Source organism: Cupriavidus alkaliphilus (assembly GCF_900094595.1).
Taxonomy (GTDB): Bacteria; Pseudomonadota; Gammaproteobacteria; order Burkholderiales; family Burkholderiaceae; genus Cupriavidus; species Cupriavidus alkaliphilus.
Map to the genome: position 1 here is coordinate 145,026 of NZ_FMAD01000010.1, position 18,003 is coordinate 163,028.

An 18,003-nucleotide genomic window follows, 5' to 3' on the forward strand; every position below is an offset into this window, starting at 1 on the left:
CCGCGGCGATGGCTGCGGCTGGCCTCTGCTGCCCGCGGCAGGCGTATGCTACTGGCCTGCGCCTCAATGCCTGGAGATCGATCATGAGCTGGTCCGCCCACCAATACGTCGCCTTCGAAGACGAACGCACCCGCCCGGTCCGTGACCTGGTGGCTGCCATTCCCAACGAGATCGCGCGCAGCGCGGTGGATATCGGTTGCGGTCCAGGCAATTCCACCGAGGTGCTGCTGGCGCGCTATGCCGGCGCTTCGGTGACCGGGCTGGACAGCTCGCAGGACATGATCGATGCCGCGCGCAAGCGCCTGCCCGACGTGCAGTTCCGCGTGGCCGACATCGGCGCCTGGGACGAGGCCGGCCCGTACGACGTGATCCTCGCCAACGCGGTGCTGCAATGGCTGCCCGACCACGGCCGCCTGTTTCCCGAGCTCGTCTCCAAACTCTCCCAGGGCGGCACGCTCGCCGTACAGATGCCGGACAACCTGGAAGAGCCCGCGCACCAGTTGATGCGCCGGGTGGCGGCGCAAGGCCCGTGGGCCGACAAGCTGGCCGGCGCCAGCAAGGCCCGCGCCGAACGCGCGCCGGCGCGCTGGTACTACGAACTGCTGCGCCCGCTGTGCCAGCGCGTGGACGTATGGCTGACCACCTACCACCATCCGCTCGCCGGCGGCCCGGCCGCGGTGGTGGAGTGGTTCAAGGGCAGCGGCCTGCGCCCGTTCCTGCAGCCGCTGGACGAGGCCGAGCGTGCCGCCTACCTGGCGCGCTACCAGACCGAGATCGCCAATGCGTACCCGGCGCTGCCGGACGGCTCGGTGCTGCTGCCGTTCCCGCGCCTGTTTATCGTGGCGACGCGCTGAGGACGCGCTGAACCCGCGTTACGCGGGCTTGTGGCACACCGCCTCGATGTTGTGGCCGTCGGGGTCCAGCACGAAGGCGCCGTAGTAGTCGGGATGGTAGTGCGCGCGGATGCCGGGAGCACCGTTGTCGCGCCCGCCCGCGGCCAGTGCCGCGCGATGGAACGCGTCGACGGTCGCGCGGCTGTCCACGCGGAACGCCACGTGCAACGGCGGCTGGTTGGGCGTGCCGCGGTGGATCCAGAAATCGGGATGGCCGGGCGTGCCGAAACCGGCCACGTCGGTGCTGCCGGTGACGCTGGCCGGGAATTCCTTGTCCAGCACGTAGCCGATGGCGCCCAGCGCCGCCTGGTAGAAGGCCCGGCTTTTCTGGTAATCGCTGACGCTGACGCCGGTGTGGTCGATCATGGGTGGCTTCCTTGTCGAGGTTGGAGCGAAAGAAGGGGTCAGGCCAGGTCCAGCACGCTCATGGTGGCGTTGAGCCGGCTGACCAGCACGGACTCGCCGTGGACATCGGCGAACACATCGGCCTCGACCACGATGATGGCGCGGCCGGACTTGAGCACGTCGGCGCGGCAGCGCAGCCGTTCGCTGCGCACGGCCCGCAGCAGGTTGATCTTGAACTCCGCGGTGACCACGTGCTGGCCCGCTTCCAGGATGGTCGACGCCGCCGCGCCGGCGGTGTGGTCGGCCATGGTGGCCTGCACGCCCGCGTGGACGATGCCGCCGTGCTGCAGGTGGCGCGCCGTGATGGCCAGCGTGGACTCGCACCAGCCGGGCCCGCAGTCGGCCAGGGCGATGCCGACGTCGTTGACGAAGGCGGCCTGGCGGAAGCCAGCCTCGATGGTGTCGCGCAGCAGCAGCCGTTCCTGTTCGGTGGTCATGGCGGTTTCCTCGTGGGTCGGGGCACTGGTCCTGGCGGATCTGCGCATTCCAGCGCGAAGGGCAAAGCCTGTCAATCGTCGAAGCGGCGTTGGCGGCGCATGCCGCCCAAGCGCGTGCTGTCGCCTACACTGAAGGCATCTGCGTCCCGCGTGCGCGCCTGACCGCATGCAGTCCGCCATGAACGCTGACGCCAACTCCCTCAAGCTGCGCCGCAAGACGCGGCCCGCCGCTGCCTTTGCCGCGCTAACGCAAGCCAGCCTGGCGCGTATCGACGCGTGCCTGGACCAGCTGCAGCGCCGCGACGACCCGGAAGACCTGCACCAGCTGCGGGTCGCGCTGCGCCATGCGCGCGCGGTGGTCTGGGCCATGGGCCCGGCCTTGCCGCGGCAAGAGCGCGACCGCTGGAAGCGCGACCTGCGCACCCTGGCGCGCGCCACCAGCGCGGTGCGCGACTGGGACGTGTTCCTGGCCGAGACCGTTGGCCCGGCGCGCGAACGGGAGCCGCTCGACACCGTATTGGCCGCGATCGCCGACACCGCCCGGCAGCGCCGCGACACCGCGCGCGAAGCGATGCTGGCGGCGCTGGCCAGCTACCGCGACTGGCCGCTGCCCGCGCTGCATCGCGACCTGGCGCACCTGGCGCACCTCGCCACGCGCGCCCGCGGCGACAGCGCCCGCCTGGCCCCGTTCGCACGCCAGCGCGTGCGCCGCGGCCGTAAGCAGCTACGGGCGCTGGCGAAGAACGCGCGCGGGGGCGATCCCGGCGCGGTGCACGCGCAGCGCATCGCCGGCAAGCGGCTGCGCTACGTGATCGAGGCCCTGGCGCCGGTGCTGCCGGCGCGCTATACCAGGCGCCTGCACCGCAAGCTGGTCAAGCGGCAGGCCCGGCTGGGCCGGCAGGTCGACGGCATCGTCGCGCGCCGCCTGATGGCCGAGTGCCTGGCGGTGCAGGCAATGCCGGACGATGCGCCGCCGCCGCTGCCCGGCGCCAGCTGACCGCTCCGCCAGCCATGGCGGCCCGCCCACCAGGTGCCACGCGAACCGCACCCGCGCACCCGATCTGCGACAATACCGCCATGACTGCTCCCCAGCTTCCCATTGCCGCCATCGCCACCGCGCCCGGCCGCGGCGGCATCGGCGTGGTGCGCGTGTCGGGCCCCGATGTCGGCCCCGTGATGCGCGCCGTCTGCGGCCAGGCACTGAAGCCGCGCCACGCCACCTACCTGCCGTTTCTCGACGGCAACGGCAAGGTCATCGACCACGGCCTGGCGCTGTATTTCCCGGCGCCCAACTCCTATACCGGCGAGGAAGTGCTGGAGCTGCAGGGCCACGGCGGCCCGGTGGTGATGCAGATGCTGCTGACGCGCTGCCTGCAGGCCGGCGACGGCATCGGCCTGCGCCTGGCCGAGCCGGGCGAGTTCACGCGCCGCGCCTTCCTCAACGACAAGCTCGACCTGGCCCAGGCCGAGGCCGTGGCGGACCTGATCGAGGCCAGCACCGAGGCCGCGGCGCGCTCCGCCGCGCGCTCGATGGAGGGCGAATTTTCCAACGCCATCCGCCAGCTGGTGGACAAGGTCATCCACCTGCGCATGCTGGTCGAGGCCACGCTGGACTTCCCCGAAGAAGAGATCGATTTCCTGGAGCAGTCCGACGCGCGCGGCCAGCTTGCCGCCATCCGCAATGAACTGGGCGCGGTGCTGGCGCAGGCGCGCCAGGGCGCGCTGCTGCGCGAAGGGCTGTCGGTGGTGCTGGCGGGCCAGCCCAACGTGGGCAAGTCGTCGCTGCTGAACGCGCTGGCCGGCGCCGAGCTGGCCATCGTCACGCCGATCGCCGGCACCACGCGCGACCGCGTGCGCGAGACCATCCAGATCGACGGCATCCCGCTGCATATCATCGACACCGCCGGCCTGCGCGACGAAGCCGCCGACGAGGTCGAGCGCATCGGCATCGAGCGCACCTGGGACGCCATCCGCCGCGCCGACATCGTGCTGCACCTGGTCGACGCCACGGATTACCTGCGCCATGGCCTGTCCGAGATCGACGATGCCATCGACGACAAGCTCAGCGGCCAGCTGCCGCCGGGCGCGCCGATCGTGCGCGTCGTCAACAAGATCGACAAGGCCCCCGCGGTGGGCGAGGTCATGTTCGGCGGCAACCGCCCGCACGTGGTCGCCGCCAACGGCCCCAACCCGACCGAGATCTGGATCTCGGCCCGCACCGGCGCCGGCATCGAACTGCTGCGCCGCGAACTGCTGCGGCTGATCGGCTGGCAGTCCGGCAACGAAGGCACTTTCCTCGCGCGCGAGCGGCACCTGACCGCGCTGCGGCAGGCGCAATCGCACCTCGACGTCGCCGCCGACCAGAGCGAGCGCCAGGCGCAGGCGCTGGACCTGTTTGCGGAAGAACTGCGGCTGGCGCAGGAGCACCTGAACAGCATTACCGGCGAGTTCACCAGCGACGATCTGCTGGGGACGATTTTTACGCGGTTTTGTATTGGGAAGTAGCGTAATCCGGGCCTGCTTGCCTTCCCGTAGCGCCTCTGGGTGAACGCGTGCATGGCGCCTCAGAGGGCGACCCGCCTATGCCACTGTATATTCATACAGTAGAATGCCTCCGGCACGCTGAGGAACGACCAACGTATCAGGAGGCGATCACATGGCTGATGAACGCGTGGCTGCACAACACCACCAGACCTTCGAGAGCATCCGGCACGAGGACGAGCACGGCTACGAATTCTGGCTGGCAAGACAGTTGGCCGGCGTGCTTGAGTACTCGCAGTATCGCCACTTTGTTCCCGTCATAGACCGGGCAAGGGAAGCCTGCCGCAACAGTGACCAGCCGCCAGACGACCATTTTGAGGACGTCCTCACAATGGTCGAGATCGGTTCCGGTGCGCACCGGAAGATCGAGGATTGCCGCCTCTCTCGCTACGCCTGTTACCTGATCGTGCAGAATGGCGACCCGTCCAAACCGGTGATCGCCAATGGTCAAACATACTTCGCGCTTCAGACAAGACGGCAGGAGTTGGCCGATGAAGCCCGCTTCAGAGTTCTCTCCGAGGACGAGCGTCGCCTGATGCTTCGAGGGGAAATGGCTGAACACAATAAGGCCCTGACGGCAGCGGCGAAGCATGCCGGCGTCGCGAGCGCGTTGGACTACGCGGTCTTCCAGGACCACGGCTACAAGGGACTCTACGGCGGCTTGGGAGCGAAAGACATCCACATCAGCAAGGGGCTGAAAAGGAGTCAGAAGATCCTTGACCATATGGGCAGCACCGAACTGGCCGCAAACTTGTTCCGCGCAACGCAGACGGAAGAGAAGCTGCGACGTGAAAGCGTCCAGGGTAAGAAGCAAGCAAACCAGACTCACTTTGCGGTAGGAGCGAAGGTGCGCCAAACCATCGCCGACCTTGGCGGCACCATGCCAGAACAGCTTCCCACGCCAGAGAAAAGCATCAAGCAGATTGAGCGTGAACAGCGCCAGTTGCAAAGCAACTCAGACAAGTCCGCACCGGAAAATTCTTGATTCGACCGATGCCGTTGCTCTCGCCGTGAAGATCGAAGCGCCGCGGCTGGCAGCGATGATCGCCTTCACCGAGCAGCCAAGCGCGGCGTCGACCATGCCGTCGCGGCGATCGGGCGCTTTTGCGGCAGGCAGGGCGCATAATCCGCCTTTCGCCTTCCGCTTTCACTGACGCAGGACCTTCCCGATGTTGAACCGCACCCAGCAAATCCTCATTGCCATCGTTGCCGTGGCTGTCCTTGGCATGTTGTGGTTTGCCGGCAATGACCGCCGCGACGATGTTGGCGGCGCGGCGCCCGAGGCGCAGGCGGGCGCGCAGTCCGACGTCCAGGCCGCGGCCAGCGAGGTGCGCGGCGTGCCGCGCAACGGCACGCTGGATCCGGTCAGCATCGACCCGCAACGCCCCGCCGACCGCCTGCCGCAACTGCAGGCCGACGCGCTGCTGAATGCGTACCGCGACAATCCCGCGCAAGCCGACCGCAGCTACCTGAACCAGTATCTGATCGTCGAAGGCGTTGCCAGCGGCATCCGCCGCGACGGCGAGCAGGTCTTTGTCGATATCCGCACCAACGACCCCGGCGCCAATGTGCGCGCGCTGCTGCTGCCGCGCCAGATCTGCGGCCCGGCCGGGCGCGAGTGTGAAGTGGAAGCCCGCGCCACCATGGTGCGGCGCGGCCAGAAGGTGGCGGTGGAGTGCAACGGCGCCGGCCTGGCCGACGGCATGCCGCTGCTGCGCGACTGCCTGCTGCGCGGCGGCGCCAACTGAGCGCGCTCGCGACGATTCCGGAGTTACCCAGCCATGCAATCCGTACTGTCCGTCCTTGCCCTCCTGATCATGGTGGCGACCCTCGTCGGCGTGATCTCGCCCGCATGGCTTAGCCAGACGCTGTTCGGCGGCAAACCCGTGACGCGCGTGCAGGTGGCGGTGGTCGGGGTCTGCCTGGCCGCGCTCTGCCTGGTGCTGGTGGGCCGGCTGGCCCAGGGCGGCGCGGGCGGCTGAGGCGTCATCCGCAGCGACGTCCGCAACGCCAGAAGCGACCGTTTTGCGCTTCTGTTTGCCCGATTGGATCGGCCTGCCGGCGCCTACAGTGTGAAGGTATGCGGTGGCCATTGCGCCTTGTGGTGGCGCGCCGCCCAGCCATCCAGGACATTCCATGAAGCTTGCACTGCTGGCGGCCTGCGCGGGCCTGCTGCTCACCGGCTGCTCGACCTACCAGGCCGTGACGCCGGTCGACCGCCTTGACCCCACCGATCCCGTGGTCGCGTTCCAGCTGCCGGCCGGCGGCGGCCCGCTGGGCAACTACGGCGCCCACGGCACGCTGCTGTGCGTAGTGGTGAATCCGGTCAGCGGCAATGACTTTGTCGAGGATTTCCTGTCGTCGCTACGGCGGCGCAATTTCGAGGTAAAGGTGCTGCAGGCGCAGACCTCGATCGCGGCATGCCCGATGGTGGCGCTGTATACGGCGCGCGGCGCCTGGTACTGGAACGCCTACCTGAACAACGCCGACATCACCGTGTTCCGCAATGGCGACCGGGTCGGCAAGGCGATCTACAACGCCAACCGCAGCGCCGGCGGGCTGAACCTGAGCAACTTCGTGCAGCCGTCGGCCAAGCTCGATGAACTGGTCGAGCAGCTGTTCCCCGGCATGCTGCCGCCGCCTCCGCCGACGGCGGGCACGGGGGCCGCGCCGGCCGCGTAGCCGATCTGCAGTCAACCGGAGGGCCGCGCCATGAGCCTGTGCGCAGCATCCTGCCGGGCGCAGCCGCGCCCGGCCCAGCGTACCCGGGTCAGCGCTCCAGCCGGCCCAGGCGCACCACGGTCACGCCCGGGCGCAGCTGGCGCAGCGATGGCATCACCAGCACGCAATCCGGATACGGCGTCACCACCGGCTCGCCGTCGCGCCAGCCGATTACGGTCCCGGCCTCGGTGAAGGTCTCCAGCCCGGTGTAGGGGCCGGCAAAGCGGAAGTCCATGCTGGAAGCCACCACCGGCTCGGTCACGCGCACCACGCGCTGCGCGGCGGGCAGCGGCTGCAGCCAGCCGGCCGGCAGGTCGCTCTCCTGAACCATGCCGGCGTGCAGCAGGAAGCGCGCGGTGCTGTCCTGCGCCACCGTCACGGCGGCCGGTTCCCAGTGCTGGCCGCATTCGATCAGCAGCGCGTTACGCGGGCTGGCGGCATCGCCAAAGCCATCGTAGTCGCGCATGCGGCGGCCTTCGGGATGGCCTTCGTCGACGATCACATCGGCCGGCGCACCAAGCGCGCGCGACAGGGCGATGCCCTTGTCCAGCGGCCCGGAGACGATCAGCGGCCGGCTTTTCTCATGCATGGAATGCAGGTCCAGCAGCAGGTCGACGGTGTCGATCACCGGCCGCATGGCGCGCGCGCGGCGCAGCTCCGACGAATCGAGCCCGGCGTCATCGAGCACCTTCGCGGTCCAGACGCGGTTGAAGTCCTGGTCGACGAAGCGCGAAGCGTCCGGCCGGGCGGGATCGAAGCGCTGGTACGCATCGACGTTGGCAAAGGCCAGCGTCAGGCGGCCGCGGCGCGGGCGCAGACCGTGGTCCAGCAGCGCCTTGACGGCGATGGCGCCGCAGACTTCGTTGCCGTGGGTCAGCGCGTTGACCATCACGTGCGGGCCGGGCTGGCCGCTGTCGAAGGTGTAGAGGTAGGGGATGCCGGTGTTGCCCTCCGCGTAGGGGCGGATGTCGGGGAAGGCGACGTCGACGGGATAGGCTTCGAAGGGTGCGGTGGGCTGGAGGGTCATGGGAGTCGGTGCGTTCAGGATGCCTGGCGGGTCGGTGCCTGCCGGGTCGATGTTCGAGATGGGGGAGGTCAGAGGTACTGCCGGCGCCGGCCCTCACCCCCGCCCCTCTCCCGCAGACGGGAGAGGGGAGCAAAGCGTCAGATTCAATAAGGCCTCAGCCCCGGCTGGTGCCGATTGCGTTCTCCCCTCTCCCGCGCGCGGGAGAGGGGCGGGGGTGAGGGTGAGCGCATGCAAGGGCGATATCGCCCATGCACTTACTGCTGAATCCCCGCCGTCTGCACGATGGTGCGATAGCGCCCGGTCTCGCGCTTGATAAAGCTGCCGAACTGCGCCGGGTTGGCGGGCGCCACTTCCACGCCGGCCTCGGCCAGCTTCTTCTTCACGTCCGGCATGGCCAGCACGGCCTGCATCTCGGTGTTGAGCCGCTCGACCACCGGCCTGGGCAGACTGGCCGGGCCCATCAGGCCGAACCACACGCCCATGTCCACGCCCTTGAGTGCGGGCGTCTCGGCCAGCGCGGGCACGTTCGGCGCCACCGGCGAGCGTTTGGCGCCGGTCACGCCGTAGGCCTGCACGCGGTTGGCCTGGATATGCGGCAGCGCCGACGACAGCACCATCACCGCCAGGTCGATCTGTCCGCCGAGCAGGTCGGTGGCCATGGCCGACGCGCCCTTGTACGGCACGTGCGTGATCTCGACCTTGCCCTGCTGCTTGATCAGCTCGCCCGCCAGGTTCAGCGGCGTGCCGACGCCGGACGAGGCATACGACAGCTTGCCGGGCTGGGCCTTGGCCAGCGTGATCAGTTCCGCCGCGTTCTTCGCCGGCAGGCCGGGCTTGCCGACCAGCACCATCGGCTGGGTGCCGACAAAGGTCACCGGCGCCAGGTCCTTCTCGCCGTCATAGCGTACCGCCGGGTTGGTCAGGCGCGCGATCGACACCTCGCTGCCCGAGCCCATCAGCAGCGTGTAGCCATCGGCTTCGGCCTTGACCACCTTGGCTGCGCCGATGGTGCCGCCGGCACCACCCAGGTTTTCGATCACCACGCTCTGGCCCAGGCGCTTGCCCAGCTCCGGCGCGATGGTGCGGGCCACCAGGTCGACGCTGCCGCCGGCGGTGTAGCCCACCACCAGCGTGATCGGCTTGGTGGGCCAGGCGGCGGTGGCGGCGCCGGCATTGGAAACGGCGCCGGCGGATGCGGCAATGCAAAGTGCGGCAGCGGCCGCGCGCAGGGTGGTCTTCATGGTCTTGGCTCCAGGTCCCGGAATCATAGTTGTGGAGCGATGGTAGAAGCGCGGCACCGGGCCCGCCGTGCGGCTTTGGCAACCGCGGTTGCCAATTCGGCAAGGGGCGCCGGCGCGCCTCAGCGCGGCGCCTGCACCGCCGCCTGCCAGAAGGCCTCGGCCAGCGCACGCATCGGCGCACGCGGGCGGTACAGGCGGATGTCGAGCGCCAGGTCGCCGCCGCCGGCACCTCCGTCGTCGCCGCGCGGGGCGGCGATGGCGCGCACCAGCCGGCCGTCGCGCAGGTCGTCGGCAATCAGCCGCGCCGGCAGCCAGGCCAGGCCCATGCGCTGGCGCACCATCTCATGCACCGACTCGGCAAAGTCGCTGACCGCGATCACGTCGAGGCGCGGCGCCAGCTTGCGGCGCGCGATCTCCTGGTTGACCATGCGGCCCAGCGTCAGGGTCTCGGCGTAGGCGATCATCGGCACCGGCCTGGCCGCGGTCTTGCCCGTGACCTTTCCCGTCCCCAGCCGGTGCAGCGGCGCGCCGCGCGCATCGGCGGCGCTGACGCACACCAGCCGCTCCACGCCGGCCAGGTGGAACTGGTAGCGCGCGTCGTCCAGCATCACCGGCAGGTCGGGCGGGCTGTAGCACAGCAGGAAATCGGCATCGCCCTCGGCGAACATCGCCAGCGCGTCGTGCATCGGGAAGGTGGACAGGCGGGTGCGGAAGCCGGCCGCGGCGGGGTCATGGCGCAGCGCCTCGCGCAAGCCCGCCAGCCAGGCCGGCACCATCGAGCGCGCCAGCGTCTTGCCGGTGGCGATGGTGACGGTACTGGCGTCGGCGCGGTGCGCGGCGCGCAGCGCCAGGCGCGTGTCGTCGAGCGTGCGCAGCGCGCTCTGCGCGGCTTCCAGGAACTGGCGCCCCTCGGCGGTCAGGCGCACCGGGAAGGCGCTGCGGTCGATCAGCGGCGCGCCGGCCCAGACTTCCAGCGCCTGCATGCGCCGGCCAAAGGCGGGCGGGGTCACGTTGCGCAGTTCGGCGGCGCGCGCGAGGCTGCCGGCCTGTGCCAGGCAGACGAAGTCTTCGAGCCAGCGGATATGCATGGGAAGCGGACGGTCGCGGTGGGGGCAATGCCTGCATTATCGGCAAAACCCGCCGCCACTTTGCCTGCCGCGTTCCTCGGTTAGAATTTTTGGCATGACACTGACCCGGCGCCGCCAACCTTCGCCTCCTTCCCGCCCGGCGTCCGCAGCATCCGGACCGCCGCCCGCCCCGGAATACACCATCGACGAACTGGCGCGCGTGGCCGGCACCACGGTGCGCAACGTGCGCTCGTACCAGGACCGCGGCCTGATCGACCCGCCGCAGCGGCGCGGGCGCGTGGGCATCTACACGCAGGCGCACCTGGGGCGGCTCAAGCTGATTCACCACTTGCTGGCGCGCGGCTACACGCTGGCCAATATCACCGAGCTGCTCAAGGCCATCGTCGAAGGACACGACCTGCGCTCGATCCTGGGGCTGGAGACGGCCATCAGCAGCCCGTGGACCAACGAAACGCCGCGCCACTATTCCTACCTGGCGCTGGCGCGGCTGTTCGGCCGGGCGATCTCGCGCCCGGCGCTGGCCAAGGCGATCTCATTGGGCCTGCTGGAACCGGACGGGCTGGGATACCTGGCGCGCAGCCCGCGCGCGCTGGCCGCGGGCGCCGAAATCGCCCACGCGGGCTTTGCGCTGGAAGACGTGCTGGAGATCATCGCGCAGTCGCGCGCGCATTTCCAGGCGGTTTCAGACCAGATCGTCGCCACCGTGGTGCGCGAGCTGGACCGCTTCGGCGAAGGCAAGCTGCCGCCGCCACAGGACGTGCCGCGGCTGGTCGACATCCTGTGGCGCATCCGCCCGCTGGCGCTGGTGATGGCCGAGACGGAAATGATGCGGGCGCTGGAGATCTCGGCCAACAAGTACCTGGGCGACCGGGTGGCGGCGATCATCGAGCATCTGCATGATGACGAGGGTGGGGGGCCCGCAAAGCCCTAGCAAGCCACGGCTTTGCGGATTGCCTCAGCCCTTGCCGACCTCTCCCCCGCGCCTATAGCGCAACCATGTCGAAATCCGCTTTCGCCATGCCGCAGTCCGGGCAGCTCCATTCCGGCGGGACCGCGCCCCACGGTGTGCCGGGCGCGATGCCGTGCTCGGGCATGCCGAGCGCTTCTTCATAGACGAACCCACAGATTTGGCACTGCCAGATGGTCATGCCGTCCTCCCCCGCAGCGAAGGTGCCCGGGTGGAGACGCCGGCGGCGCGCGCGGTGTCTTCGATCTCCCGGACCAGCGGATCGATGCGGGCCAGCTCGGCGCGGTTATCGTCGTCCCACGGATGGAAGCCGGGACGGAAGTAGCTGAGCCACTCCGGAATCATGCGCGGCAGCGCCCCGGGCGACGCCCACAGGAAGCGCAGCGCGGTGCCAAACCCGCGCAGCTTGTTGCGGCAGCCCTTGTCGCCCATCACCAGCGCGATATGGAACACGAACACCATGGCCCAGAACGTCACCGTGGTGGTCAGCATGGTGAAGGTGCGCACGAAATAGCGATACGGGCCGGGCTTCATCACGGTGTTCCAGACGTCGTAGGCCACCGCCTTGTGCTCGGTTTCCTCCAGCGCGTGCCAGGTCCACACCTGCCGGTACCCGGCCTGCGAGGCTGCGCCCAGGTGGCGCACGTCTTTCAGCACGCCGCCGGCCAGCATCGCCGTGTAGTGCTCCAGCGCGATGGTATGCGCCAGCTGCCATGACTTGGGCAGGATCTTGCGCAGCAGGTCGAGCAGGATCCAGACCGCGCGGTCCAGCGCCGCGGCGGGCAGGCCGGCGTCTTCCATCAGCCGGTTATAAAGGATGTGCTCGCGCGTATGCATCGCCTCCTGGCCGATAAAGCCGGCGATGGCGCGGCTGAGCTCGGGGTCCTTCACCTGGTCGCGGTAGTTGCGCACGCTGTCCATGAAGAAGCGCTCGCCGGCCGGGAAGAAGATCGACAGCGTGTTGAGGAAATGGGTGACGTGACGGCCCCGTTCGTGCCAGTCGCTGATGCGCTCCGGCGGCAGGTGGGGATGCACGTCGCGGCGGACTGGCATCATGGCGGTCTCCTTGGGTGACAGCCGGCGCGCGCGGCGCCGGCGCGATTGTCAGTTGGCGAGAAATGGCAGCAGGTCTGCGGCCACGCGTGGCGGGTCTTCTTCCATCGGCACATGGCCCAGCCCCGCGTAGCGGCGCAGCTGCGCGCCGGGAATGCGCTCGGCGAAGGCCTGCGCGTGCGCGGGCGGGATCCAGCGGTCGCGCTCGCCCCACAGCACCAGCGTGGGCGCGCGTACGCTGCCGAGCAGGTGGGTGTCCAGCTGGGCAAAGTCGAGCCTGGGCACCATCTTGCCGACGGCCTCGCGGCTGCCTTCGGCATAGAAGAAGTCCACGTAGCGGCGGAAGGTGGCCTCGGGCACGCGCGAGGCATCGCCGTAGACGTCGCGCGTGGCGGCGCGGATGATGAATTCGGGCAGCAGCCACGGCGCCGACCAGCGCACCGGCGCATGGCGGAACAGGTCGATATAGATCGGCAGCTTCATCGGGAAGCCGGCGGCATCGATCAGCACCAGCTTGTCCACGGCACCCGGGCGCCGCACCGCGAGGTCCCACGCGATCAGCCCGCCCAGCGAATTGCCGATGACGCTGGCGCGGCGCACGTTCACCGCGGCCAGGAAGGCGTCGATGAAGTCGCGGTAGCGGTGCACGTCCATGGTCTCGATGCGCCCGCGCGCATCGCGCAGCGGCCCGGTCAGCCCGAACGGGGCCAGGTCCAGCCGCAGCACGCGATAGCGTTGCGCCAGCGCCGGCACCAGCCCCTGCCACGTATGCAGCGACGCGCCGAAACCGTGGATCAGCACCAGGGTCTCGCCGTCGGCGGGGCCTTCATCGGTGTAGTGCACCATCGCATCGAGCACGCGCACCCAGCGCGAGGCCGGCAGCGCATGGCGCTGCGCCAGGGTCGCGCGCGACAGGCTGAACAGGCCCACGCGGCCCTGCCCGAACCAGCGCGTCAGCATGCCCGGCGGCGCCAGCAGCGCGGCGTCGGCTTCCATCGCCAGGCGGTTCACGGGCGCTCTCCCTGGCCCACCGAAGCGGGCTGCACCACGTTGCCGAGATCGCGCTTGCGGCGGGTCTCGCGCACCACCAGCGACTGGTAGGCGGCGGGCAGCAGCCGCGCCATGGCGTCGGCGGCATAGGCGTCGGGCCCGATCAGCACGCGCCGGCGGTTGCGCCGCACGCCTTCCAGGATCACGCGCGCGGCCTTGTCGGGCGAGGTGATGAAGAACTTCTCGAACTCGTCCTTGCCGTGCTGCGCGTCGCGCACCAGGAAGCCGTTGACGCTGGCCGAGACCCGGCTGGCCTGCGCGATATTGGTCTTGATGCCGCCGGGGTGCACGGTGGTGGCCGACACGCCGCAGTCCATCAGGTCCAGCTCCTGCCGCAGCGATTCGGTAAAGCCGCGCACCGCGTACTTGCTGGCGTTGTAGGCGCCCATGCCGGGCTGGGCAAAGATGCCGAAGATGCTCGAGGTATTGACCACGTGGCCATCGCCGCTGGCCTTCAGGTACGGCAGGAAAGCCTTGGTGCCGTAGACCACGCCCCAGAAGTTGATGCCGATGATCCATTCCAGGTCGTCGTAGCTCATGCCCTCGACCGTGCTGGACAACGCCACGCCGGCATTGTTGAAGATCAGGTTGATGCGGCCGTGCGTTTCGGCGGCGGCCGCGGCCCACGCATAGACCGCGGCGCGGTCGGCCACGTCGACGCTGTGCTGCGTGATGCGGGCATGCGGTGCCGCCGCCATGGCCTGCGCCGCGGTCTGCGCCAGCCCGGCCTCGTTGCGATCCGACAGCGCCAGCTGGCAGCCCTCGCGCGCCAGCGCCAGCGCCAGTGCGCGGCCGATGCCCGAGCCGGCGCCGGTGATCGCGGCAACCTTGTTGCGGAAGTCCTTCATGTCCGGTCTCCTTGCGGTGTGTGTCGTTGTTCTGGGTGTACGCAGGGGAAAGGCGCGTGCGTCATGCACCCGCGGCGCTGGCGATGTCCGCCGCCGGCTGCCGCGCGCCCTCGTCCGGCACCGCGCGGCGCACCGGGTACAGGTCGTAGTCGGTCATGCGGAAGCTGGCCGTGGCGCGGCGGAACTGCCAGGTGAAGCCCGGCCACAGCGTGGTGTTGCGGCCGCTGCGCGGGTCGATGTACCAGCTGGCGCAGCCGCCGGCGGACCAGATCGCATGGCCCAGCCGCGCCTGCAGCCGTTGGTTGAAGCGGCGCTGCACCGGCTCGCGCACGTCCACTGCCTGCACGCCTTCGCGGCGCATCTGGCGCAGCGCGTCGGCGATATAGGCCACCTGCGACTCGATCATGAACACCATCGAGCTGTGGCCCAGCCCGGTGTTGGGCCCGACCACGAAGAACAGGTTGGGAAAGCCCGACACCGTGGTGCCCAGGTAGGCCTGCGCGCCGTCGCGCCACGCATCGACCAGGTCGACGCCGCCGATGCCGGCGATCACGCCCCGCGGCAGCGGGTCGGTGGCGTGGAAGCCGGTGCCGAGGATGATGCAGTCCGCCGGCCGGCGCGTGCCGTCGCGCAGCACCACCGCGTCGCGCTCGACCCGCGCGATGCCGGTGGTGACCACGTCGACGTTGTCGCGCGTGAGCGCCGGGTAATAGTCGTTGGAGATCAGCACGCGCTTGCAGCCGATGGTGTAGTCCGGCGTCAGCGCCGCGCGCAGCGCCGGGTCGCGTACCTGCCGGGCCAGGTGGCGGCGCGCGACGCGCTCGACCACCTTCATGATCTTCGGATGCAGCACGAAGCCCAGCACGCGCGACTCCAGCATCCAGTAGATGCCGGTGCGCACCAGCGTCTGCGTGAACGGCAGGCGGCGGAACAGCCAGCGCTCGGCGGCGCTGACCTCGCGGTCGGGCTTGGGCATGATCCACGGCGGGGTGCGCTGGTACAGGTCCAGCTGCGCCACCTGCGGCGCGATCTGCGGCACGAACTGGATCGCGCTGGCGCCAGTGCCGATCACCGCCACGCGCTTGCCGCCCAGCGCATAGGCGTGGTTCCAGTGCTGCGAGTGGAAGCATTCGCCCTCGAACGTGTCCAGCCCCGGGATGTCGGGATACGACGGCCGGCTCAGCCCGCCCATGCCGGACACCAGCACGCGCGCCCGCACCACCTTGCCGTCGGCCATCTGCAGCCGCCACAGCTGCGCGGCCTCGTCCCAGGCGGCGTGGCGCAGCTCATGGTGCAGCCGCAGGTGCGGACGCAGGCCGAAGCGGTCGGTGCAGTCCTCCAGGTAGGCGCGGATTTCCGGCTGGGTGGAGAACATGCGCGACCAGTCCGGGTTGGGCGCAAAGGAGAAGGAATACAGGTGCGACTGCACGTCGCAGGCGCAGCCGGGGTAGTGGTTGTCGCGCCAGGTGCCGCCGACCGAGCCGGCTTTCTCGAACACAAGGAAGTCGTGCTCGCCCCGCTCGCGCAACCGGATCGCCATGCCCAGGCCGGCAAAGCCGCTGCCGATGATGGCGATGTCGGTGTGCTCGGGGGCAGGGGGTGCCTGTGGTGGCCACTGCGGCGACAACGCCGGCGGCAACTCCGCGGGTGCATTCATGCGCGCTCCTCACTTTTACGACAGTGTTTATTGTGACATTGATGGATGTCATCGTAGGAAGCGCGGCCGGGGTGGTCAATGCCGTGAATCGAAGGATGGTTCTAATTTTTGTGGTTTGCCAGCGGCGCCTGGCGCACATCAAACGGCGACAGAGGGCGGCAACGCCCTTTGCAAACGGCGACGGCCGAGTGCGTTTGAAACCGCAGGATTTTTTCCGGCCTTCGCCGATGACGAAGGCGTGTCCGCAACAAACGGGCGCTAGGAAGCCCGGCCCTTGCGCCAGCCATGCGGCGTTTCACCGGTCCAGCGCTTGAACGCGTGGGTGAAGGCGCTCTGTTCGGAATAGCCGAGCCGCATCGCGCATTGCGCCAGGCTCAGGCCGGGTTCGGCCAGATACTGTTGGGCCAGCGCTTGCCGCACGTTATCCACAAGCTGTGAATAACTGATGCCCTGCGCCTGCAGCCGCCGCTGCAGCGTGCGCACCGGCAGGCCCAGGTGCGCGGCGACGGCGGCGATCGGCACCTCGCCCTGCGGCAGCCGCGCGCGGATGCAGGCACGCGCCTGCGCCAGTGCGTCGGCGCCCGCGGGCACGACCTGCTGCAGCTGGGTGTCGGCGATGCGGGTCATCTGCGCCTGCATGCCGGCATCGGCCTGCAGCGAGGGCAGGTCCAGCAGGGCGCGGTCGATATGCATGGCATGGCGCGCGGCGTTGAAGACCACGGGACAGCCGAACACCTCGGCATGCAGACGGGTGTCGGCGGGGGCGGCGTGCGGGAATTCGACCTGCGTCGCCACATGCTGGCTGCCGATCAGCCAGCGCGCGAACACCACCCACGTGGCCATATGCAGCTCATGCGCATGGCGCGACAGCGGCCCATGCCGCGCTTGCCACGTCATGCACGCAGCCTGCGGCGTTTCGATCAGGCGGGTGCCGCCGATGTCGTTGGCCAGCACTTCATAGCGGATGCCCTGCAGGATGGCGTCGCGCACCGTGGGCGTAGTCAGCACCACGTAGCCCATCTCGGCATAGTGGCGCGGCGCGAAGGCGGCGCCGGCGCGCAGGCCGACATCGGCATCGCCGGTGGCTTGCGCCAGCCAGTCCAGCAGCGCGAGATAGGCCGCGCCGGGAACGCGCGTGGCGGTCTGCGCCTGCGCCCCCGCGTCCAGCAACTCCGGCGGCACGCCGACGGCGCGCAGCTGCGCGGCCGGGGCAATGCCCTGGCGCTCGCCGTGGTCGAGCACGGCGCGAAGGTAGGCGAGCGAGACGGTGCCGGATGTGGTGCCGGCCTGCGTACCACCGGCACTGGCACCGCCATCGGGCGGAGTGGCGCGTGGCATCAAATCACCTGTCATGCGGGATCAAGACCGGGCACCGATCTTTATCCAAACTCCGGCTAGCGTCAATGCGGGCCTGCCCGCCCGCACAGCACCGCGAAGACAAGAAACTGACGCAAGGAGACCCGATGCGCCCCAACCCTCATCACCGCCGCGCGGTGGCCGATGCCAATGCGCTGCACGCGCTGACGCGGCGCGGCTTCCTCAAGGTGGGCCTTGGCTTGTCGGCCGCGCTGGCGTGTACCGCGCTGGTGCCGTCGCTGGCCGGCTGCTCGTCCGCCGATCCCGCCCCGCAGGCGGGCATGTCGTTCCTGCGCCCGGACGACGTGGCGATGTTCCACGCGCTGCTGCCGGCCATCGTCACCGAACTGGCCGAAGCCCCGCCGCCGCGCCAGGCCGCGCTGGCGCACGACGCGCTGCGCAATATCGACGCCACCTGCGCCGCGATGGGCGCGAACGCGCAGGTCGAGCTGCGCAAGCTGTTCGGCCTGCTGGCCAGCACGCCGCTGCGCTGGGCGCTGACCGGCATCCGCCAGGACTGGAACGCCGCCACGCCGGCGCAGGTGCAGGCCTTCCTGGCGCGCTGGCGCGCCAGCCGCCTGGCCACGCTCAATGCCGGCGCGGTGGTGCTGGTCAAGCTCGCCAGCGTGGGCTACTACGCGCTGCCGGCCGCCTGGGCGGGCAGCGGCTATCCCGGGCCCAACGCGGCCATCTACCAGGCGCTGCACGCCTGACCCCGA

The 18,003-nt window shown here is 69.7% G+C and carries 21 protein-coding genes; 10 read left to right on the forward strand and 11 right to left on the reverse strand.

The window, feature by feature from the left end:
* Positions 1 to 83 precede the first annotated feature (83 nt).
* Complete coding sequence (gene tam, locus GA0116996_RS20765; RefSeq protein ID WP_092315376.1) at positions 84 to 854, forward strand: trans-aconitate 2-methyltransferase; 771 nt, start codon at positions 84 to 86, stop codon at positions 852 to 854.
* Positions 855 to 872: 18 nt separating this feature from the next.
* Here tam and GA0116996_RS20770 read toward each other — a convergent pair whose 3' ends face one another.
* Both GA0116996_RS20770 and GA0116996_RS20775 read right to left on the reverse strand, forming a co-directional pair.
* Positions 873 to 1,259: a VOC family protein gene (locus GA0116996_RS20770; protein WP_092315378.1), complete on the reverse strand. Its 387-nt coding sequence runs from the start codon at positions 1,257 to 1,259 to the stop codon at positions 873 to 875.
* Between the two features lie 38 nt (positions 1,260 to 1,297).
* On the reverse strand, positions 1,298 to 1,735 hold the full coding sequence (locus tag GA0116996_RS20775) for a PaaI family thioesterase (RefSeq protein ID WP_092315380.1): 438 nt from the start codon (positions 1,733 to 1,735) through the stop codon (positions 1,298 to 1,300).
* Positions 1,736 to 1,913: 178 nt separating this feature from the next.
* Here GA0116996_RS20775 and GA0116996_RS20780 point away from each other — a divergent pair, with 178 nt between their 5' ends.
* The 7 genes from GA0116996_RS20780 to GA0116996_RS20805 all read left to right on the forward strand — a co-directional run bounded on the left by GA0116996_RS20780 (position 1,914) and on the right by GA0116996_RS20805 (position 6,958).
* Positions 1,914 to 2,732 (forward strand): CHAD domain-containing protein, encoded by an 819-nt coding sequence (locus GA0116996_RS20780; RefSeq protein WP_092315560.1) that lies wholly within the window; start codon positions 1,914 to 1,916, stop codon positions 2,730 to 2,732.
* A gap of 80 nt (positions 2,733 to 2,812) precedes the next feature.
* Positions 2,813 to 4,240 (forward strand): tRNA uridine-5-carboxymethylaminomethyl(34) synthesis GTPase MnmE, encoded by a 1,428-nt coding sequence (gene mnmE / locus GA0116996_RS20785; RefSeq protein ID WP_092315382.1) that lies wholly within the window; start codon positions 2,813 to 2,815, stop codon positions 4,238 to 4,240.
* Positions 4,241 to 4,391: 151 nt separating this feature from the next.
* Positions 4,392 to 5,261 (forward strand): DNA damage-inducible protein D, encoded by an 870-nt coding sequence (dinD, locus tag GA0116996_RS20790; protein WP_092315384.1) that lies wholly within the window; start codon positions 4,392 to 4,394, stop codon positions 5,259 to 5,261.
* A gap of 25 nt (positions 5,262 to 5,286) precedes the next feature.
* A complete protein-coding gene (locus GA0116996_RS28315; RefSeq protein ID WP_167355531.1) occupies positions 5,287 to 5,430 on the forward strand; it encodes a hypothetical protein in 144 nt (47 codons plus the stop codon).
* Positions 5,431 to 5,445: 15 nt separating this feature from the next.
* Complete coding sequence (locus GA0116996_RS20795; protein WP_092315386.1) at positions 5,446 to 6,024, forward strand: OB-fold putative lipoprotein; 579 nt, start codon at positions 5,446 to 5,448, stop codon at positions 6,022 to 6,024.
* Positions 6,025 to 6,057: 33 nt separating this feature from the next.
* Positions 6,058 to 6,258 (forward strand): hypothetical protein, encoded by a 201-nt coding sequence (locus GA0116996_RS20800; protein WP_092315388.1) that lies wholly within the window; start codon positions 6,058 to 6,060, stop codon positions 6,256 to 6,258.
* Between the two features lie 154 nt (positions 6,259 to 6,412).
* On the forward strand, positions 6,413 to 6,958 hold the full coding sequence (locus GA0116996_RS20805) for an Sbal_3080 family lipoprotein (protein ID WP_092315390.1): 546 nt from the start codon (positions 6,413 to 6,415) through the stop codon (positions 6,956 to 6,958).
* Positions 6,959 to 7,046: 88 nt separating this feature from the next.
* On the opposite strand, the gene GA0116996_RS20810 is transcribed toward GA0116996_RS20805, so the two are convergent.
* The 3 genes from GA0116996_RS20810 to GA0116996_RS20820 all read right to left on the reverse strand — a co-directional run bounded on the left by GA0116996_RS20810 (position 7,047) and on the right by GA0116996_RS20820 (position 10,353).
* Entirely contained in the window at positions 7,047 to 8,024 is a 978-nt protein-coding gene (locus GA0116996_RS20810; RefSeq protein ID WP_092315392.1) for a M14 family metallopeptidase, read from the reverse strand.
* Between the two features lie 254 nt (positions 8,025 to 8,278).
* The gene (locus GA0116996_RS20815) at positions 8,279 to 9,265 is read right to left on the reverse strand and encodes a Bug family tripartite tricarboxylate transporter substrate binding protein (protein ID WP_092315394.1); all 987 of its coding nucleotides are present in this window, start codon (positions 9,263 to 9,265) and stop codon (positions 8,279 to 8,281) included.
* Positions 9,266 to 9,384: 119 nt separating this feature from the next.
* Positions 9,385 to 10,353 carry a LysR family transcriptional regulator gene (locus GA0116996_RS20820; RefSeq protein WP_092315396.1) on the reverse strand — a complete coding sequence of 323 codons (969 nt, stop codon included), beginning with the start codon at positions 10,351 to 10,353 and terminating at the stop codon, positions 9,385 to 9,387.
* A 94-nt stretch (positions 10,354 to 10,447) separates the two neighbouring features.
* Between GA0116996_RS20820 and GA0116996_RS20825 the strand changes: the two genes are divergently transcribed.
* A complete protein-coding gene (locus tag GA0116996_RS20825) occupies positions 10,448 to 11,284 on the forward strand; it encodes a MerR family transcriptional regulator (protein ID WP_092315398.1) in 837 nt (278 codons plus the stop codon).
* 52 nt (positions 11,285 to 11,336) lie between these two features.
* Here GA0116996_RS20825 and GA0116996_RS20830 read toward each other — a convergent pair whose 3' ends face one another.
* The 6 genes from GA0116996_RS20830 to GA0116996_RS20855 form a co-directional block, all read right to left on the reverse strand.
* The gene (locus GA0116996_RS20830) at positions 11,337 to 11,501 is read right to left on the reverse strand and encodes a rubredoxin (RefSeq protein WP_092315400.1); all 165 of its coding nucleotides are present in this window, start codon (positions 11,499 to 11,501) and stop codon (positions 11,337 to 11,339) included.
* Positions 11,498 to 12,376: a metal-dependent hydrolase gene (locus GA0116996_RS20835; protein ID WP_092315402.1), complete on the reverse strand. Its 879-nt coding sequence runs from the start codon at positions 12,374 to 12,376 to the stop codon at positions 11,498 to 11,500. The genes GA0116996_RS20830 and GA0116996_RS20835 overlap by 4 nt, the downstream gene beginning before the upstream one ends.
* A 48-nt stretch (positions 12,377 to 12,424) precedes the next feature.
* Positions 12,425 to 13,384, reverse strand: coding sequence for an alpha/beta fold hydrolase (locus GA0116996_RS20840; protein WP_092315404.1), 960 nt, complete (start codon positions 13,382 to 13,384; stop codon positions 12,425 to 12,427).
* Positions 13,381 to 14,271 (reverse strand): SDR family NAD(P)-dependent oxidoreductase, encoded by an 891-nt coding sequence (locus GA0116996_RS20845; protein WP_092315406.1) that lies wholly within the window; start codon positions 14,269 to 14,271, stop codon positions 13,381 to 13,383. The genes GA0116996_RS20840 and GA0116996_RS20845 overlap by 4 nt, the downstream gene beginning before the upstream one ends.
* Positions 14,272 to 14,332: 61 nt before the next feature.
* A complete protein-coding gene (locus tag GA0116996_RS20850; RefSeq protein ID WP_092315408.1) occupies positions 14,333 to 15,928 on the reverse strand; it encodes a flavin-containing monooxygenase in 1,596 nt (531 codons plus the stop codon).
* 258 nt (positions 15,929 to 16,186) lie between these two features.
* The gene (locus GA0116996_RS20855) at positions 16,187 to 17,266 is read right to left on the reverse strand and encodes an AraC family transcriptional regulator (protein WP_092315410.1); all 1,080 of its coding nucleotides are present in this window, start codon (positions 17,264 to 17,266) and stop codon (positions 16,187 to 16,189) included.
* A gap of 125 nt (positions 17,267 to 17,391) precedes the next feature.
* Here GA0116996_RS20855 and GA0116996_RS20860 point away from each other — a divergent pair, with 125 nt between their 5' ends.
* Entirely contained in the window at positions 17,392 to 17,997 is a 606-nt protein-coding gene (locus GA0116996_RS20860; RefSeq protein ID WP_092315412.1) for a hypothetical protein, read from the forward strand.
* The last annotated feature ends 6 nt before the right edge of the window (positions 17,998 to 18,003 follow it).

Excerpts from the sequence above, each read along its gene's own strand:
- tam (WP_092315376.1), top strand. The coding sequence starts at position 84 with ATGAGCTGGTCCGCCCACCAATACGTCGCCTTCGAAGACGAACGCACC.
- GA0116996_RS20770 (WP_092315378.1), bottom strand. The coding sequence starts at position 1,259 with ATGATCGACCACACCGGCGTCAGCGTCAGCGATTACCAGAAAAGCCGG.
- GA0116996_RS20775 (WP_092315380.1), bottom strand. The coding sequence starts at position 1,735 with ATGACCACCGAACAGGAACGGCTGCTGCTGCGCGACACCATCGAGGCT.
- GA0116996_RS20780 (WP_092315560.1), top strand. The coding sequence starts at position 1,914 with ATGAACGCTGACGCCAACTCCCTCAAGCTGCGCCGCAAGACGCGGCCC.
- mnmE (WP_092315382.1), top strand. The coding sequence starts at position 2,813 with ATGACTGCTCCCCAGCTTCCCATTGCCGCCATCGCCACCGCGCCCGGC.
- dinD (WP_092315384.1), top strand. The coding sequence starts at position 4,392 with ATGGCTGATGAACGCGTGGCTGCACAACACCACCAGACCTTCGAGAGC.
- GA0116996_RS20795 (WP_092315386.1), top strand. The coding sequence starts at position 5,446 with ATGTTGAACCGCACCCAGCAAATCCTCATTGCCATCGTTGCCGTGGCT.
- GA0116996_RS20800 (WP_092315388.1), top strand. The coding sequence starts at position 6,058 with ATGCAATCCGTACTGTCCGTCCTTGCCCTCCTGATCATGGTGGCGACC.
- GA0116996_RS20805 (WP_092315390.1), top strand. The coding sequence starts at position 6,413 with ATGAAGCTTGCACTGCTGGCGGCCTGCGCGGGCCTGCTGCTCACCGGC.
- GA0116996_RS20810 (WP_092315392.1), bottom strand. The coding sequence starts at position 8,024 with ATGACCCTCCAGCCCACCGCACCCTTCGAAGCCTATCCCGTCGACGTC.
- GA0116996_RS20815 (WP_092315394.1), bottom strand. The coding sequence starts at position 9,265 with ATGAAGACCACCCTGCGCGCGGCCGCTGCCGCACTTTGCATTGCCGCA.
- GA0116996_RS20820 (WP_092315396.1), bottom strand. The coding sequence starts at position 10,353 with ATGCATATCCGCTGGCTCGAAGACTTCGTCTGCCTGGCACAGGCCGGC.
- GA0116996_RS20825 (WP_092315398.1), top strand. The coding sequence starts at position 10,448 with ATGACACTGACCCGGCGCCGCCAACCTTCGCCTCCTTCCCGCCCGGCG.
- GA0116996_RS20830 (WP_092315400.1), bottom strand. The coding sequence starts at position 11,501 with ATGACCATCTGGCAGTGCCAAATCTGTGGGTTCGTCTATGAAGAAGCG.
- GA0116996_RS20835 (WP_092315402.1), bottom strand. The coding sequence starts at position 12,376 with ATGATGCCAGTCCGCCGCGACGTGCATCCCCACCTGCCGCCGGAGCGC.
- GA0116996_RS20845 (WP_092315406.1), bottom strand. The coding sequence starts at position 14,271 with ATGAAGGACTTCCGCAACAAGGTTGCCGCGATCACCGGCGCCGGCTCG.
- GA0116996_RS20850 (WP_092315408.1), bottom strand. The coding sequence starts at position 15,928 with ATGAATGCACCCGCGGAGTTGCCGCCGGCGTTGTCGCCGCAGTGGCCA.
- GA0116996_RS20855 (WP_092315410.1), bottom strand. The coding sequence starts at position 17,266 with ATGCCACGCGCCACTCCGCCCGATGGCGGTGCCAGTGCCGGTGGTACG.
- GA0116996_RS20860 (WP_092315412.1), top strand. The coding sequence starts at position 17,392 with ATGCGCCCCAACCCTCATCACCGCCGCGCGGTGGCCGATGCCAATGCG.